Annotated in this window: 15 protein-coding genes; 6 read left to right on the forward strand and 9 right to left on the reverse strand. The window is 71.9% G+C overall.

Translation table 11 applies throughout. The features are described 5' to 3' along the window. The 5 genes from ACJ73U_RS10765 to ACJ73U_RS10785 all read right to left on the reverse strand — a co-directional run. A partial coding sequence (locus ACJ73U_RS10765; RefSeq protein WP_407777418.1) for an SIS domain-containing protein occupies positions 1–516 on the reverse strand: 516 nt, incomplete at its 3' end. Further along, the gene (locus ACJ73U_RS10770; protein WP_407777419.1) at positions 513–749 is read right to left on the reverse strand and encodes a HypC/HybG/HupF family hydrogenase formation chaperone; all 237 of its coding nucleotides are present in this window, start codon (positions 747–749) and stop codon (positions 513–515) included. The genes ACJ73U_RS10765 and ACJ73U_RS10770, both read right to left, overlap by 4 nt. Beyond that, positions 746–1,372 (reverse strand): SIS domain-containing protein, encoded by a 627-nt coding sequence (locus ACJ73U_RS10775; RefSeq protein ID WP_407777420.1) that lies wholly within the window; start codon positions 1,370–1,372, stop codon positions 746–748. The genes ACJ73U_RS10770 and ACJ73U_RS10775 overlap by 4 nt, the downstream gene beginning before the upstream one ends. Positions 1,373–1,418: 46 nt before the next feature. Then, positions 1,419–1,760 carry a helix-turn-helix domain-containing protein gene (locus ACJ73U_RS10780; RefSeq protein ID WP_407777421.1) on the reverse strand — a complete coding sequence of 114 codons (342 nt, stop codon included), beginning with the start codon at positions 1,758–1,760 and terminating at the stop codon, positions 1,419–1,421. Between the two features lie 114 nt (positions 1,761–1,874). Continuing rightward, entirely contained in the window at positions 1,875–2,408 is a 534-nt protein-coding gene (locus ACJ73U_RS10785; protein ID WP_407777422.1) for a helix-turn-helix domain-containing protein, read from the reverse strand. A 169-nt stretch (positions 2,409–2,577) separates the two neighbouring features. Here ACJ73U_RS10785 and ACJ73U_RS10790 point away from each other — a divergent pair, with 169 nt between their 5' ends. From ACJ73U_RS10790 to ACJ73U_RS10810, 5 genes are read left to right on the forward strand one after another with little or no spacing between them, the layout of a single operon-like run. Continuing rightward, entirely contained in the window at positions 2,578–3,624 is a 1,047-nt protein-coding gene (locus tag ACJ73U_RS10790) for a hydrogenase expression protein HypE (protein WP_407777423.1), read from the forward strand. Positions 3,625–3,634: 10 nt separating this feature from the next. Next, a complete protein-coding gene (locus ACJ73U_RS10795) occupies positions 3,635–5,428 on the forward strand; it encodes a nickel-dependent hydrogenase large subunit (protein ID WP_407777424.1) in 1,794 nt (597 codons plus the stop codon). A gap of 1 nt (position 5,429) precedes the next feature. Beyond that, complete coding sequence (locus ACJ73U_RS10800; protein ID WP_407777425.1) at positions 5,430–6,263, forward strand: NifU family protein; 834 nt, start codon at positions 5,430–5,432, stop codon at positions 6,261–6,263. Beyond that, positions 6,260–6,847: a DUF5947 family protein gene (locus tag ACJ73U_RS10805; protein ID WP_407777426.1), complete on the forward strand. Its 588-nt coding sequence runs from the start codon at positions 6,260–6,262 to the stop codon at positions 6,845–6,847. The genes ACJ73U_RS10800 and ACJ73U_RS10805 overlap by 4 nt, the downstream gene beginning before the upstream one ends. Next, positions 6,840–7,484 (forward strand): DUF6084 family protein, encoded by a 645-nt coding sequence (locus tag ACJ73U_RS10810; RefSeq protein ID WP_407777427.1) that lies wholly within the window; start codon positions 6,840–6,842, stop codon positions 7,482–7,484. The genes ACJ73U_RS10805 and ACJ73U_RS10810 overlap by 8 nt, the downstream gene beginning before the upstream one ends. Here ACJ73U_RS10810 and hypF read toward each other — a convergent pair. Together hypF and ACJ73U_RS10820 are read right to left on the reverse strand one after the other, a co-directional pair. Next, on the reverse strand, positions 7,481–9,721 hold the full coding sequence (gene hypF / locus ACJ73U_RS10815; protein WP_407777428.1) for a carbamoyltransferase HypF: 2,241 nt from the start codon (positions 9,719–9,721) through the stop codon (positions 7,481–7,483). The genes ACJ73U_RS10810 and hypF overlap by 4 nt on opposite strands. Positions 9,722–9,730: 9 nt before the next feature. Beyond that, positions 9,731–11,173 (reverse strand): PLP-dependent aminotransferase family protein, encoded by a 1,443-nt coding sequence (locus tag ACJ73U_RS10820; protein WP_407777429.1) that lies wholly within the window; start codon positions 11,171–11,173, stop codon positions 9,731–9,733. 47 nt (positions 11,174–11,220) lie between these two features. Between ACJ73U_RS10820 and ACJ73U_RS10825 the strand changes: the two genes are divergently transcribed. Further along, on the forward strand, positions 11,221–12,387 hold the full coding sequence (locus ACJ73U_RS10825; RefSeq protein ID WP_407777430.1) for an MFS transporter: 1,167 nt from the start codon (positions 11,221–11,223) through the stop codon (positions 12,385–12,387). A gap of 16 nt (positions 12,388–12,403) precedes the next feature. Here the strand turns inward: ACJ73U_RS10825 and ACJ73U_RS10830 are convergent, their stop codons facing one another. Continuing rightward, on the reverse strand, positions 12,404–12,955 hold the full coding sequence (locus tag ACJ73U_RS10830; protein ID WP_407777431.1) for a phosphoribosyltransferase family protein: 552 nt from the start codon (positions 12,953–12,955) through the stop codon (positions 12,404–12,406). Continuing rightward, a partial coding sequence (locus tag ACJ73U_RS10835) for a beta galactosidase jelly roll domain-containing protein (protein ID WP_407777432.1) occupies positions 12,948–16,582 on the reverse strand: 3,635 nt, incomplete at its 5' end. The genes ACJ73U_RS10830 and ACJ73U_RS10835, both read right to left, overlap by 8 nt.

The raw sequence follows: 16,582 nt of genomic DNA on the forward strand, positions 1-16,582 counted from the left end.
GTAGCCGGCGATGCCGACCGTGAGCATGCCGCGCCGCGCCGCCTCGTCGAAGGCACGCAGCAGGTTCGCCGAGTTGCCGCTCGTGGACAACCCGACCGCGATGTCGGTGCTCCTGCCGAACGCGCCGAGCTGTCGGGCGAACACCACGTCGAAGCCGACGTCGTTGGACAGCGCGGTGATCACGGCGATGTCGGCGGTGAGGCTGAACGCGGGCAGCGGCCGGGAGTCGTCGGCGGGGCTCACGAACAGCCCGGCGAGGTCCTGCGCGTCCGTGGCGCTGCCGCCGTTGCCGAACGCGAGCAACCGCCCACCCGCCGCGAACCGCTCGGCCATCACCGCCGCACACGCGGTGAGCCGCGCGCCGTCGCGCCGCAGGACCTGCTCGCGCAGCTCGGTGATCTCCCGCGTCTTGTCCACAGTGGACTGTCGGACCTGCGCGAGCACGGCGGCCACATCGGACTCACCCGAGTACAGGAACGGGTACAGGGACCGGACGTCCTCGCTGGGACCGGTCACGGCGCACCCCCCTCGACGGTGTTGCCCGTGCCGACCACGGCGATCGCCTCGCCGGCGTGCACCAGGACGGTGTCCCCGACCGCCGCCGGCACCAGCGCGACGCTCACCTCCTCGGTGCCGCGTCCGGTCGCGACCTCGGCCAGCCCGTCGTCGAGCAGGGCCACCACGGTCACGGCCACCGCGCTGTCCGAGCACGTGACGCACACGCCGTCGTGGCAGTCCGGCGCGTTCATGACACGACCCCCGGGTCGAGCACACCGGGCTGTTCGAAGAACACGTGCACCAGCTCCCACAGGACGTGGTACATGGTCACGTGCACCTCCTTGATCACCCTCGGGTCGGTGGCCGCGGCCACGAGGACGTGGTCGGCCAACCCGCTCGCGGCGATGGCCCCGCCGGTCCCGCCGAGCAGTGCGACGGTCAGCATGCCCAGCTCGCGGGCCTCCTCCAGGCCACGGAGGACGTTCGCGCAGTCGCCGTCCGCGGACAGGCCGAGCGCGATGTCGGCCGGCTCGGCGAGCAGGCGGATCTGGTGGGCGAAGACCTCGGCCAGGCCGAAGCGGTTGGCGACGCCGGTCACGGTCGCGATGTCCGCGGTGAGCGACACCGCGGGCAGCGCTCGCTTCCCGACGATCACCGGGTGCACGAACTCGACGGCGACGTGCTGTGCGTCGCTGCTCGGGCCGCCGTTGCCGAACACGACGAGCTTTCCGCCGCGGTGGAACCGTTCCGCCATCGCGTGACAGGTGCGTGCCACGTCCTCCGCGTGGTCCGCCAGGTCGGCGAGCGGGGCCACCCGCCGGGCGAACAGATCCTCGACGCACGTGTGCGACGGAACCGATGACACCCTCGTCATTGGTAACTTCCCTGTATGGTGGGGAGATTCGGTCAGTCATGCACGGTCAGACCGTTCTCGCCTCCGTCCGAAGTGGTCGGCGCGGTGCGTCGGCGTCCGGCAGCCGCGGTAGGCGGTCGGGCAGCCAGGAACACGGATCACTGGACAGGCCGAGCAGGTAGGTGACCGTGCAGTCGAGCGCCTCGGCGAGTTCGGGTAACAGGCCGAGGTCGAGTCCGCGACCGTTCTCCATCGTGCTGATCGCGCGGTTGGTGGTCCGCACCCCGCGCCGCTCCAGTCGTCCGACGAGCTGCCGTTGCGTCAACCCCTGCGCCAGCCTGCGCTCCCGCATTCTGCGTGCGCAGACCCAATGCCGCTCGCGTACCGGGTTGACCGCCGGACAAGTCATCGGACACCTCTGTCCCGAGGAACGACACAAGTGTTCGCCGGTTCATCCGCCACGTCAATGACCCATCGGTGGGACGGCGCGGCGATCTTCGGGGAGTTCGGCGAATCCGTGATTTCAGGACAGCGGCGGGTCGCCGAACAATTCCCGAATCCGCCGGAGATCACGCAGCCTCGGTTCTGTTTCCCCACCTACCCAGCGGTTCACCGTTTTCACGGATACCCCCAGCTGCCGGGCTGCCTGCTGTTGCGTGAGCCCTTCCCTGCGCAGCGCACCGGACATCCAGGCGGCGAACGTCGCCGGCTCGCTGGCGACGGGCGGCACCGGCACCCCGGCCATGCGTTCGAGTGGCGGCTCGTCGTCGAGACCGGGATGCGAGTGCAGCACGTCGACCTCGACCTGGTCCGGAAAAATGCGGAAGGAGATCTGAATCGTGCCGGCGGGACCGGCCGCGTCGAGCAGCGCGCGGAACACCGTCTGGCCCACCGCGGCGGTGTCCTCGGCGGTCAGCGGCGAGTCGGCGAGACACCGGCGCACGAACTCGCGAATTTCCGGAATCGAGGAAGGTCGTGCCGGAAATGTTTGGGACAGCACCACCACCGGCCGGACCTCCAGTGGCCCCGCCGGCTCGTCGTGGTTCTGCTCCGACACTTTTCGCCACCCGCCATACGTTGTGTCACAACGAGTCTACCTGCGGGCCCGGGCACCGGCAGGACATTTCTGTCCGGTTTCCCTTGCTGCGGTCATGGCACGGGTCTAACGTTTTTCCCGGGTCAGTGTGACCCAGCGGAAAGTGCGGCCTGCGAGGAGGTCGTCGACCATGCCCGCCGAAACCGACACCGAACCCGTCGTGCATCTACTGTGGATCAACGGCGGTCTCGGCTGTGACGGCGAGTCGGTGGCGTTGACCGCCGCGACGCAGCCGAGCATCGAGGACATCGCGCTGGGCGCCCTGCCCGGCCTGCCCCCGCTCGCGGTGCACTGGCCGTTGATCGACTTCGAGTGCGGGCCGGAGCAGGGTGCGGACAGTTTCATCGAGTGGTGGCACAAGGCCGACCGCGGTGAGCTCGAACGGTTCGTGCTCGTTGTCGAGGGCTCGATCCCGAACGAGGCGATCAAGAAGGAGGGCTACTGGTCCGGGTTCGGGAACAACCCCGAGACCGGCCAGCCCATGACCACAAGCGAATGGCTGGACCGGCTGACGCCCAGGGCGGTGGCCGTCCTCGCGGTCGGCACCTGCGCCACCTACGGCGGCATCCACGCCATGGCGGGCAACCCGACCGGCGCCATGGGCGTGCCGGACTACCTCGGCTGGGACTGGAAGTCCAGGGCGGGCATCCCGATCGTGTGCGTCCCCGGCTGTCCCAGCCACCCCGACAACCTGTCGGAGACGATCCTGTACCTGCTCTACCAGATCGCCGGCGTGGCCCCGATGATCCCCCTCGACGAGGCGTTGCGCCCCAACTGGCTGTTCGGCATGACCGTCCACGAGGGATGCGACCGCGCCGGCTTCTACGAGCAGGGCGAGTTCGCCAAGGAGTACGGCTCGCCGAAGTGCCTGGTGAAGCTCGGCTGCTGGGGCCCGGTCGTGAAGTGCAACGTGCCCAAGCGCGGCTGGATCAACGGGGTCGGCGGCTGTCCCAACGTCGGCGGCATCTGCATCGCGTGCACGATGCCGGGCTTCCCGGACAAGTTCATGCCCTTCATGGACACCCCGCCCGGCGCGCGGGTGTCCTCGGCGGCGAGCGGCATGTACGGCACGGTGATCCGCGCACTGCGGGGTTTCACCATGCGGACGGCCGACTCCGAACCGCGGTGGCGGACCAAGAGCGACGAGCTGCTGACCGGTTACAAGGCAACCTGGTGAGGAGAAGACGATGACGAAAGCCACGGAACGCGAGCTCGTCGACGAGCCGGGCAAGCGCCAGCTCGTCGAGATGGCGTGGGACCCGGTCACCAGGATCGTCGGCAGCCTCGGGATCTACACGAAGATCGACTTCGAGGCCAAGGAGGTCGTCGAGTGCCACAGCACGTCGTCGATCTTCCGCGGCTACAGCATCTTCATGAAGGGCAAGGACCCGCGCGACGCGCACTTCATCACCAGCCGAATCTGCGGCATCTGCGGCGACAACCACGCCACCTGCTCGGTGTACAACCAGAACATGGCCTACGGCGTGCGCCCGCCGCACCTCGGTGAGTGGATCATCAACCTCGGCGAGGCCGCCGAGTACATGTTCGACCACAACATCTTCCAGGAGAACCTGGTCGGCGTGGACTACTGCGAGAAGATGGTCGCCGAGACCAACCCGGGCGTGCTGGCACAGGCCAACCGGACCGAGGCACCGCACGCCGGCGACCACGGGTACAGGACCATCGGCGACATCATGCGCTCGCTCAACCCGCTCGAAGGCGAGTTCTACCGCGAGGCGCTGCAGGTCTCCCGCTACACCCGTGAGATGTTCTGCCTCATGGAGGGCCGGCACGTCCATCCGTCCACCCTGTACCCGGGCGGGGTCGGCACGGTCGCGACCGTGCAGCTGTTCACCGACTACCTCACCCGCCTCATGCGCTACGTCGAGTTCATGAAGCGGGTCGTGCCGATGCACGACGACCTGTTCGACTTCTTCTACGAGGCGCTGCCCGGCTACGAGAAGGTCGGCCAGCGGCGCATCCTGCTCGGCTGCTGGGGCAGCCTCAACGACCCCGAGTACTGCGACTTCACCTACGAGAACATGGAGTCGTGGGGCCGGAAGATGTACGTCACCCCCGGCGTGGTGGTGGACGGCAAGCTGGTCACCACGAGCCTGCTCGACATCAACCTCGGCATCCGGATCCTCCTCGGCAGCTCGTTCTACGAGGACTGGGAGGACCAGCCGATGTTCGTCACGAAGGACCCGCTGGGCAACGACGTGGACCGCAGGCACCCGTGGAACCAGCACACGATCCCGCGCCCGGCCAAACGCGACTTCGACGACAAGTACTCGTGGACGATGTCGCCGCGCTGGTTCGACGGCAAGGACCACCTGGCGCTCGACACCGGCGGCGGCCCCATCGCCCGCCTGTGGGCCACCGCGCTCGCCGGCCTGGTCAACACCGACTACATCCAGGCGACCGGCCACAGCGTGCGGATCTCGCTGCCGCGGTCGGCGACGAAGCCGGCCGTCGACTTCGAGTGGAAGATTCCACAGTGGAGCAACGCGATCGAGCGCAACCGGGCCCGCACGTACTTCCAGGCCTACTCGGCCGCGCTGGCGCTGACCTTCGTGGAGAAGGCCCTGGCCGAGATCCGCGCCGGCCACACCAAGACCTGGGAACCGTTCACGGTGCCCGACGAGGGCGTCAGCGTCGGGTTCACCGAGGCGGTGCGCGGCGTGCTGTCCCACCACATGGTGATCAAGGGCGGCAAGATCGCGAACTACCACCCGTACCCGCCGACACCGTGGAACGGCAGCGTGCGGGACACCTACGGCACGCCGGGACCGTACGAGGACGCGGTGCAGAACACGCCGATCTTCGAGGAGAACCCGCCGGAGTCGTTCAAGGGCATCGACATCATGCGTGCGGTGCGCAGCTTCGACCCGTGCCTGCCCTGCGGCGTGCACATGTCGCTCGGTACCGGGAAGACGCTGACCAAGCTGCACACCCCGCACGCCTTCAACGCCGAGTACTGACATGGCGGCCACTGCCCGGACGGCCGGCGCGCGCATCGAGGAGCTGCTCGCCGGCCTGCAGACCGGCCCGCACCGGGACACGGCGGAGGAGCTCGTCCGCCTGCTCATCGAGATGTACGGTGAGGGGCTGGCACGCGTCGTCGCCGCGCTGGACACCGACCAGCTCACCCGGCTCGCCGACGACGACGTCGTCGGGAGCCTCCTGTTGCTGCACGACCTGCATCCGCTCGACGTCGACACCCGCGTCCAGCGTGCGCTCGACCGGGTCCGCCCCTACCTCGGTTCGCACGCTGGCGGCGTCGAGTACCTCGGCGTCGAGGACGGCGTGGCACGCCTGCGGCTGCAGGGCAGCTGCGACGGCTGCGCCGCCTCGACGCTGACGGTCAGGACGGCGATCGAGGGCGCCATCCAGGACGCGGCGCCGGAGCTGACCGGCATCGAGGTGGCCGGCGTGGTCGAGCCCGCCCCGCCCCTGCTCCAGGTGGGCATGGGGCCGCCGCCGGGCTGGCCGGAGGCCGGGTGGGTGCCGTTGCCCGACCTCGAGCCGCCGGCCGGCCGGCCGGTGGCCGTGGACCTGGGCGGGGTCGCCGTGGTCGTGTGCACGGTGGGCGGCACGCTCTACGCCTACCGCGACTCCTGCGCGGTCTGCGGATCCGCGCTGGCGGCGGGGACGGTGACCGACGCCACCCTCGCCTGCCCGTCGTGCGGTGCCCGGTTCGACGTCCGCCTCGCCGGCCGCGGGCTGGACGGCACGACCGAGCAGCTCGAGCCGCTGCCGCTGCTGTCCGACGACACCGGGGTGCGGGTCGCGGTGTCCGGGGTCGTGACCACATGAGCATGAAAGGGCTGCGCCGGTTCGTGGAGGCGGTCGAGATCCCGCCGCCCCCACCGCCGGCCGACGAGCTGTGCGAGTTCTGCCGTGCCGTCGCCGGCTCCGCGCACGGGCACGTCGTCGACACGGAGAAGCGGGCGCTGCTGTGCTCGTGCCGGCCGTGCTACCTGCTGTTCGCCCACGACAGCGGCCGGTACCGCGCGGTGCCGGACCGGTACCTGGCGGGGACGCGGCTGTCCGCGGGCGAGTGGGAGGGGCTCGGCATCCCGGTCGGCTCGGCGTTCTTCCTGGTCGGCGAGCACGGCACGAGCGCGTTCTACCCGAGCCCGGCCGGTGCCACCGAGTGCCTGCTGAACCTGGACGCCTGGCAGGCGCTCCGCGAGCGGTACCCGTTGCTGACGACGGCCCTGCCCGAGGTCGAGGCGGTCCTGGTCCGCGACGGCGAGTGCTTCCTGGTGCCCGTCGACGTGTGCTACCAGCTGGTCGGGCTGGTCCGGACGCACTGGAAGGGCTTCGACGGCGGCACGGAGGCCCATCAGCGGATCGACGAGTTCTTCGCCGCGATCCGGGCGCGCGCGCATGGTTGACCTCGAGTTCGACTGCGTCGGCGCCCGGGCGGAGCGGTTCTCCGCGGTGCCCGCCATGACGCTGCGGCTGCGGATCGCGGAGTCGACCGGGGCTCGGGTGGCGGCCATCGCGCTGCGCTGCCAGGTGCGGATCGAGCCGCAGCGCCGGCGCTACTCCGCCGAGGAGGCCGAGCACCTGCACGACCTGTTCGGTGACACCGACCGGTGGGCGGACACGGTCAAACCGCTCCAGCTCGCGACACTGTCCACGATGGTCCCCGGCTTCACCGGCAGCGTCCAGCACGACCTGCCGCTCCCCTGCACCTACGATCTCGAGATCGCGTCCACCAAGTACTTCAGCGGGCTGTCGGACGGCGTGGTCCCGTTGCTGTTGCTGTTCAGCGGGACGATCTTCGGCGTCGAGGACGGGCGGATGGCCGTGCGGCAGGTGCCGTGGAGCAACGAGTGCGCGTACCCGCTGCCGGTCACGGTCTGGCGGGAGACGGTCGGCCTGCACTTCCCCGACAGCGCCTGGTTCCGGGTCGGCCTGGACACGATGGCGGCGTTGCGGCGGTACAAGAGCCGCAACGCGTTGCCCACGTGGGACAGCACGTTGGCCGCGCTGCTCGCGGAAGCCACCAGGGACGCGTCCCGTTAACCGTCCGACGCGGCGGCGACCACCGCCTGACCGAGGCTGACGCCGCCGTCGTTGGTGGGGACCCTGCCGTGGATGAGTACGCGGAACCCTCTGCCGCTCAACCGGTCCACGCACCCGGACAGCAGCAGCAGGTTCTGGAACACCCCGCCGGACAACGCGATGTCGGTGACGCCGGTCCGCTCGCGCAGGCGCAGGCACGTGCGGACGATCGCGTCGACGACGCCGTTGTGGAACCGGGCCGCGATCAGCGGCCGCGGCACGCCGGCCCGGAGGTCGTCGACGACCGCCCGGACGAGGTCCGTGCCGGCGACCGTGTCCCCGACGCCGGCACGGTAGGCGCCCCGCTCAGTGGGGTCGGCGAGCTGCTCCAACTCGACCGCCGCCTGGCCCTCGTAGTTGATGCCGTCCCGCAGGCCGAGCAGGGCGGAGACCGCGTCGAACAGCCGGCCCGCGCTGGAGGTCGCCGGGGAGTTCACGCCCGCGCGGGCGACGGCGAGGACCTGCTGCCAGCGGGACTCGTTGCGCCGCACCACGTCCAGGTCGTCGGGAGGCGTGCCGGCGTAGGCCGCGTCGAGGTAGGCGGCGGCCATGCGCCACGGCTGCCTGATGGCCGCGGTGCCGCCCGGCATGGGCACCGGCGCCAGGTGCGCGAGCCGGGTGAACCCGCGCAGGTCGGCGAGCAGGAACTCACCACCCCAGATGGTGCCGTCGGTGCCGTAGCCCAGGCCGTCGAACGCGACGCCGATCACCGGTCCCGCCTCGCCGTTGTCCGCGAGGCACGAGGCGATGTGCGCGTGGTGGTGCTGCACGCCGACCAGCTCGACACCCGTCAGCTCCCTGGCGTGCTTGGTGGACAGGTACTCGGGGTGCAGGTCGTGCGCGACCAGCGCCGGCTCGATGTCGAACAGGCGCCGGAAGTGCTCGATGCCCTCGGTGTAGGACCGGAGCGTCTCGTAGTTCTCCAGGTCGCCGATGTGGTGCGACACGAACGCGTGCCGGCCCTTCGCCAGGCAGAAGGTGTTCTTCAGCTCGGCGCCGCAGGCCAGCACCGGGCGCGGCACCGGCGTGTGGAGCGTCACGGGCTCCGGCACGTACCCGCGGGACCGGCGCAGCACGGTCTCCCTGCCGCGGAAGGGCCGCACGACCGAGTCGTCGGTGCGGACGTGGATGGGCCGGTCGTGGGTGAGGAAGGCGTCGGCGATGCCGGACAGCCGGGCGCGGGCGTCGTCGTCGGTGTAGGCGATGGGCTCGTCGGAGACGTTGCCGCTGGTGAGCACGATCGGGGCGCCGACCGCGCGGAGCAGCAGGTGGTGCGGGGGGCTGTAGGGGAGCATGAGGCCGAGCTGCCGGGTGCCGGGTGCCACCGACGGCGCGACCGGGGCGCCGGGACGGCGTTCGAGGAGCACGACCGGGCGGCGGCGGCCGGTGAGCAGTGCGATGGCCGTGCCGTCCAGGACGCACAGCCGGTCGGCGTCGTCCACATCGGACACCATGAGGGCGAACGCCTTGTCCTCGCGGTGTTTGCGCTGCCGCAGCGTGGCGGTCGCGGCCTCGTCGCCGGCCAGCGCGGCGAGGTGGTAGCCGCCGATCCCCTTGACCGCCAGTACCTTCCCGCCGCGCAACAGGTCCGCGGCCGCGCCGATCGGGTCGCCCGCGCCGGGGCTCAGCCGCAGCCGTGGACCGCAGTCCGGGCAGCAGGTCGGCTGCGCGTGGAACCGCCGGTCCGCCGGGTCGTGGTACTCCGCCGCGCAGGACTCGCACATCGCGAAGCCGGCCATCGTCGTGAGTGGACGGTCGTAGGGCACGTCACGGACGATGGTGAAGCGCGGGCCGCAGTTCGTGCAGTTGATGAACGGGTAGCCGTGGCGGCGGTCGCCGGGGTCGAACAGCTCGCGGAGGCAGTCGTCGCACGTCGCGCTGTCGGCCGAGACGAGGGTGCGCCGCTCCCCCGTGGCGTCACTGGCGACGATGGTGAACTCGCCGGCCCCGGTCGGCGCCGCCACGCTCATGGTGACCCGCTCGATCTCGGCGAGCGGCGGCGCCTGCTCGACGAGCCCGGCGAGGAAGGCGTCGACCTGCGCCCGGGTTCCCTCGACCTCGACGAACACCCCGTGCACGTCGTTGCCCACGCACCCGGCCACCCCGACCCGGCCGGCGAGCCCGTACACGAACGGCCGAAAGCCGACCCCCTGCACGACCCCCTCGACGCGAACGTTGCGCCGCACCCGATCGGTCACCCGCCCAGGTTAGGCCCGCGGGACCGCCGCCGTCTCGCTCCACCGGCAGCGCAGGAGATCGGCGACCGCGGCGATGCCCGCCTCGATCGCACGCCTCGGCGTGTCACCGAAGCCGAGCACGAGCCGCGGTTGCGCGGGTGTGGTCCGGCACATCCCCGCCATGCCGTAGAGGCCGACGCCGCGGCGGGCCGCCTCCTCGACCAGTTCGGCCTCGTCGGCGCCGGGGGGCAGGTGCAGCACGGCGTGGAAGCCGGCGGCGAGGCCGGTGACGCGCAGGGCGGGTGCGTGGGTGGCGAGCGCGGCGACGAGGGCCTCGCGCCGCGCGGCGTACTCGGCGCGGACGCGGCGCAGGTGCCGGTCGTAGCGGCCGGACTCGATGAGCGTGGCGAGCGCCAGCTGGTCAAGGCCCGGGCTGCCGCGGTCGGCGACCTGCTTGCCGCGTGTCACGGCGTCGAGCAACCGGTCCGGGGCGATCAGCCAGCCGAGGCGCAGGGCCGGCGCGAGCGACTTGCTGACCGTGCCGAGTGAGACGACGCGGTCCGGCGCGAGTCCCTGCAGCGAGCCGACGGGGTCGCGGTCGTAGCGGAACTCGGCGTCGTAGTCGTCCTCGAGGATGACGCCGTCGTGGCGCCGCGCCCAGGCGATCAGCTCCAGGCGGCGGTGCCCGGCGAGCACCACGCCGGTGGGCCACTGGTGGGCCGGGGTGACGAGCACGGCACGTGCCCCGCCGCGTGCCAGCGCGGCGACGTCGAGACCGTCCTCGTCGACCGGGACGGGCTCGGCGGCCATGCCGGCGGCGCTCGCCTGCGCGATGGTCGACGCGGGGGCACCGGGGTCCTCGAACGCGAGCGTGCCGATGCCGTCGGCGGCGAGCGCCCGCAGCGCCAGGCCGAGCGCCTGGGCCATGCCGGTGCAGACGACGACCTGGTCACCGGTCGCGTCGGTCGCCCGCACGCGCCGCAGGTAGGCGGCGAGGACGGCACGCAGCCGCGGGTCGCCGAGCGGGTCGCCGTAGTCGAAGGCGGTGTTCGGGGCGGTGCGGCAGACCTCGCGGATCGCCCACGCCCAGTCCTCCCGCGGCGCGAGGCGCAGGTCGGGGACGCCGTGGCGGAAGTCGGCGACCGCGTGCCGGGGGCGGCCCGGTGCGCGAGGTGCCGGTGCCGGGTCCTGGTGGGACGCCGCGCCGGCCGCGACCCGGGTGGCCGAGCCGGGGCGGCTCGTCAGGTAGCCCTCGGCCCGCAGCTGGGCGTAGCAGTCCTGGACCAGGCCCCGGGACAGGCCGAGGGCTCTGGCGAGCTCCCGCGAGGACGGCAGCCGCTCGTCGCCGGCCAGCCGACCGCCGCGGATGGCGGCACGCAGCTGGTCCTCGAGCTGCGCGCGGAGGCCGGGGACGCCGTCCCGGTCGATCGTGATCAGCAGCTCGGGCCCCGAACCGGCCCACTCCACAGGCATGGAACTGGACCTTATCGGTGACCCGGTTCCCTCATAGCGTTCCTGTCATGACCGCTGACCTGCTCACCCGGCCCACCCGGACCCCCCGGACCCGGCTCGTGTCCCGGGCGCTGCTGCTGCGTTTCGTGTCGATCGTCGGCTCCTCGATCGGCTTCTACCTGCCGCTGTCGGTGGTGCCCCTGTTCGCACGGGACGCCGGCGCGGCCGGCGACGCCGGGCTGGCGACGGTCGCGCTGCTGCTGGCCACGGTCGCCGCCGAGCTGGTGACGCCGAGGCTGGTCGTCCGGGTGGGCTACCGGTGGGCGCTGGCCGTCGGGCTGTTCCTGCTGGGCGCGCCGACGATCGTCCTCACCTTCGCCGACAGCCTGTGGGTGATCGTCGCGGTCAGCGTGGTGCGCGGCGCCGGCTTCGCGGTCGCCGTCGTCGCCGGCGGGGCCGTCACCGCCCTGCTGATCCCGGCGGACCGGCGCGGCGAGGGCCTCGCGCTCGTCGGGATCGTCGGCGGGGTGCCCGGCCTGCTCGCGTTGCCGGCCGGCGTGTGGGCGGCGGCGCACTGGGGCTACGCGCCGGTGTTCGTGACGACGACGGTGGCCACACTGCTGGCGCTGCTGTCCGTCCCCGGCCTGCCGCGGCGCGCCGCGGCTGTCCCGGCGGAGGACGGTGTCCTCGCCGGCCTGCGCAACCCGTCCCTGACCCGCCCGGCGACGATCTTCGCGGCGTCCACCGCGGCGGTCGGCGTGCTGGTGACGTTCCTCCCGCTGGCCACCTCGGCCCAGCCGGCCTGGGTCGCCGCGACCGCGTTGCTGGCCCAACCCGCGGCGTCCACTGTGACCCGCTGGATCGCCGGCCGCGTCGGCGACCGCCGCGGCCCGGCGTGCCTGCTGGCACCGGGGTTGCTGCTGTCGGCCGCAGGCATGGCACTCCTCGCCGCGACGGGCACCCCGGCGGCGGTGATCGGTGGGGCGCTGGTGTTCGGCACGGGGTTCGGCGCCCTGCAGAACGCGACCCTGGCGCTGATGTACAACCGCGTGCCGGCCGGCGGCGAGAGCGCGGTGAGCGCGATCTGGAACGCCGCCTACGACCTCGGCATGGCCGCCGGCGCGCTCGCCGCCGGTCTGGTGATCACGTCCATCGGCTACCCGACGACGTTCCTCCTCACCGCGGCCGTGATGCTCCCGGCCCTGGCCCTGTCCCGCCGCGACCGCCGCCCGTGACGGGAGCGCCAGGCCCTCAGAGGTCCCGGACGTGCAGCAGGGACCGCACGTCCAGGCGCCGGCGAACCTCGTTGCCCGCCAACGCGTCGACCACCGTCGCGACACCGAGCCAGGTGGCCCCGGCATCCCGCGCGAGTCGGTGCACGCCCAGGGCCTGACCACCGGTGTCGATCCAGTCGTCGACGACGAGCACGGTGTCGGCGGGGCTGAGCAGGCGCCGGGGAAACCCCAGCGTGAGGTGCCGGTCCCGGTAGTCCGGTGGCGTGGTCCGCCGCAGCCAGGCATCGCTGTCGCCTGCCTGCCGGGGGTTCTTGCGCACCTCCACGAAGCCGACGCCCAGGCTGAGCGCGACGAGCGGCCCGAGGAGGCAGCCCCGCGACTCCAGGCCCAGCACGACCGTCGGGCGGCCGTCCGCGAACAGCCGCGCCAGGGCCGGGCCGAGGTCCCGGAGCAGCGCCGGGTCGCGCCACCAACCCGTCACGTCGGCGTACTGGTGCTCGTCGGTGCGGTCCCCGTGCCACGCGAAGGTGGCACGCAGCCGGGACCGCACCGTCGAGGGGTCAGCCACAGGTGACCGTGGGTGTGGCCCAGTCGCCGTGGTCGCTGCCGTTGCCGTCGGCCGCGTCGCCTACCAGCAGGTCCAGGACCTGGGCGCCGGTCACGTCCGCGGTGAGTGGTACGGCCGGGGTGCGGCCCCTGATGGTCGGGGTGGTGGCGACCTGGACGCCGTCGGCCAGCACGGTGAACGTCACCGTGCCCGCGCCGTTCTGCTCGTCGTCCACGCCGACCAGCGCGTCGAACCGGGAGCAGGTGCCGCCCAGGTAGACCCGCACGTCGCTGACCGAGTTCGTGCCGAGGCCCTTCGCGTAGGTGACGCCGTTGACCGTGATCGGGTGGCCGTCACCCGGTTGGTTCTCCCCGACGCTGGTGTCGCGTTCCACCGGGCCCCAACCGTTGCTGGCCGACAGGAACGGCAGGTCGCTCACCGCGGTCGTGCCGGCCGGCGGCGACGGTGGGACCGCGCCCACGATCCGCTCGTCCCGGCTCACCGACCGGGCGCCGCGCTGGGTGTAGCCCACCGACGCCCGCACCGCCGACCACTGCGGCAGCGTGCCCTGGGGCACCATGACCCGCCAGGTGAACCGGACCGGCGTGCCGGGGCGCACGACCCGGACGGGTTTGACCGTGGACGCCGTCCAGCCCTGCGGCAACGCGAGCGCCGGCGCGACGTCGTAGGCCGGGGAGCCGTGCGCGGTGGCGGTGGCCGTCGCGGTGAACGTCTGGCCGGCGCGGACGGTGTCGGGCACGTCCAGGCCGACGGCGACACCCGGCGACGCCGGCATCGCGTACCTCCGCGGGTCGTAGCCGGGGCTGCGGTTCTGGCCGACCCGCAGCGGCGAGGTGTAGCTGCCGTAGTTGGTCAGTTCCACCTCGCCGAGGCCGCCGGTGCTGCCCGTGTTCCACACCGCGATCGCGATCGTGTTGCGGCCGTTGGGGTTCAGGATGCCGTTCGGCACCGGGAAGCTGTGCTGCGGGCCGACCTGGTTGACGTAGTTGCCGACCTGCCAGCCGTTGACGAACAGCGTCGCGCGGTACGCACGCGACGGCTCGTCGGTGACGGTCAGCCCGAGCGAGGTGTCCTGCCCGGCGGGCAGGTCCAGGTTCACGGTCGTGCGGTACCAGGACACGCCCGGCCGGGCGTCGCCGGCCGGCAGCGTGACGTCGGACCACCGCGAGTCGGGGTAGCCCGGCAGCGACCAGCCGGCCCGCTCGCCGTAGAGCCCGCCGGTCGACAGCGGGCCGCGGACCGGGTCGATCTCGCGCTCCCCGCCGCGCACCCCCTGCAACCGCCAGGTGATCGACGTCAGTGGCGCGCCGTTCAGCGCCGCGACCGTCAGGCCCCGCGCGGACTTGTTGTTGTTGGTCGAGTTGTAGTCCTCCTCGTGCCCCATGTTGACCGTGAGCACCGACAGCACGTTCTCGGCCCGCAGCGACCCGGCGGGGAAGGAGAAGTCGGCCGTGCCGGTCGTCGAGCTGCCCAGGAAGGTGCCGTTCAGCCACGCCGAGAAGGCCTGGGCACCGCCGCCCGACTGCGACTCCAGGTGGATGCCGTTCTCCTTGCCAGTGGACCGGAACCGGCCGCGGTACCAGGTGTTGCCGGTGTGGAAGCCGTAGTCGTCGGCGAACAGCACCGGGCCGCCGCTCACCGGGGTGACGCTGTTGGACGTCGTCTTGTCCGCGACCACCCAGCCCGTGTCGTCGAACCCGGGCTCGGCCTCCGGCGACTCCTCCTGGTGCTTCCAGTGGGTCAGCGCCGGCAGGGTCACCGGCTTCGCGACGGGAACGGTGCTGGCGCGGACCGGCCTGCCGTTCCACGTCACGTGCCGCGCGCCGGTGAAGACCTCGACGCCGGGGTCGTCGCCGTTGTCACCGGTGAGCGCGAGGGTGTCGCCGTGGCTCGTCGCCGTGCGCAGCAGGTGGGTGCCCCGCACGAGGACCGGTCCGCTCGCGGTGTCCATCCGCCAGAAGGTCTCGGCGGTGGGCTTGTCGGCGAGCAGCAGCGTCAGCGGACGCGCGCCGCCGCCGGAGACGGTCACGCGGAGCAGCCCGCTGTGCCGGTAGTTCAGCCTCAGGTCTCCGGTGGCCGCGTCCCAGGTGGTGGTCACGGTGCCGCCGGATGACGTGACGGTCGGGCGGGACCGGTAGTTCAGCACGGTCTCGCCGTCGGTGCCCTGGTCGCCGTAGAGCACGGCCAGGTCGCGGTCGGCGATCGTCGCGTTGGTCATGATCTCCGAGGTCGAGTACTGGAGCCGGGACGCACCGAGCGCGTAGTTCGCGACGATGATGTTCGAGTCGCGGCCGTTCAGCGTGATGGCCGTGCCGGGTTGCTGCGGCACGACGGGGTAGGTGGCCGGCTCGGGTGCCGGCGGGACCGACAGGTCGATGGCGTCGACCGCGACGTAGTTGTCGGTGGACGTGCCGGTGTTGTGCGTGCCGGTCACCGCGATCGTGAGCGTGTGCGGACCGTCGGCCAACCCGCCGGCCTGGTACAGCACGGCCTGGTTCGCGCTGCCCGAGTCGTCCACTGTGGTCTGCTTGACCCCGTCGAGGTAGACGTCGGCATATCCGTGGTTGTCCGTCCTGGAGCCGATCCAGCGCACCGCGGTGCCGGTGAACGGCACGGTGAGCGAGTCACCGGCCTTGTTGGAGAAGGACTCGGTGTGCTTGTAGTCGCCGCCGGTGTAGCTGGTGTCGGCGACGTGCGACCAGCCGCCGGCGTACCGCAGCGCCGGGTCCGGGTCGTCGTAGGTGTAGCTGGGCTCGGGGGTCGGCTGCGCGTGGAGGTCGACGGCGATGTGCGTGGTGTCGACCGAGGTGGCGGTGGAGTCGTTGTGCCGCAACACATGGAACTGCGTGCCGGTGTCGGGGTTCATCCGTCCGGTGTCGATGACCGCCGGGTTGTCCGGCGCGGCGGTGGTGATCCGGTCGGTCTTGGTCAGCGGCGCCACCGACTGGGTGAAGTAGCCGATCAGCTTGTCCTCGTAGTACTTCGGGTCGAGCTGCCGGGTCTCGCGGATCGCCGCGCCGTAGTCGTAGGACGTGTAGTTCTGCGGCATGCCGAGCCAGCCCCAGTTGGTGCCGCCGTAGGTCATGTAGAAGCTCTGCGCGGTCGCGCCCACCGCGATGTTCTGCTTGTAGAACACGTCGGCGAACTGGTCGTTGATCAGCCGGGCGCACGCGTCGTAGCCGGGGCCGCCCCACGGGTCGAACGCGCCGCCCTGGAACTCCGGGGAGTACAGCGGTTTCCCGGCCGGATGGTCGTAGCTGATGTCCGGCACGCCGCGCCACCGCGTGGGGTTCGAACAGTCGAAGCCCTGCGGGTAGGAGTCCGGCCCGTCCACGTCGAGCGCGGCGACGCCGGTGTTGAACGTGCCGTTGTTGTTGCCGGTCAAGGGAACGGTGATGCCGTCCGCGCGTGCCTTGTCCTCGAGGTGGCGCATGTAGGTGTGGCCGGCCGCGGAGCCGTTGTAGTACTCGTTCTCGACCTGGTAGGCGATCACCGAGCCGGTGCCGTTCGTGACCTGGTGGCGGGCCACGATCGCATCGATCTTGGCCTGCCATTCGTCGGCGTATTTGAGATAGACCGGATCGTTGCGGCGGGTGTTGCCGGGCTTGGTGGACAGCCAGCCGGGGA

The organism is Actinophytocola sp., assembly GCF_045807065.1.
Taxonomy (GTDB): domain Bacteria; phylum Actinomycetota; class Actinomycetes; order Mycobacteriales; family Pseudonocardiaceae; genus Actinophytocola.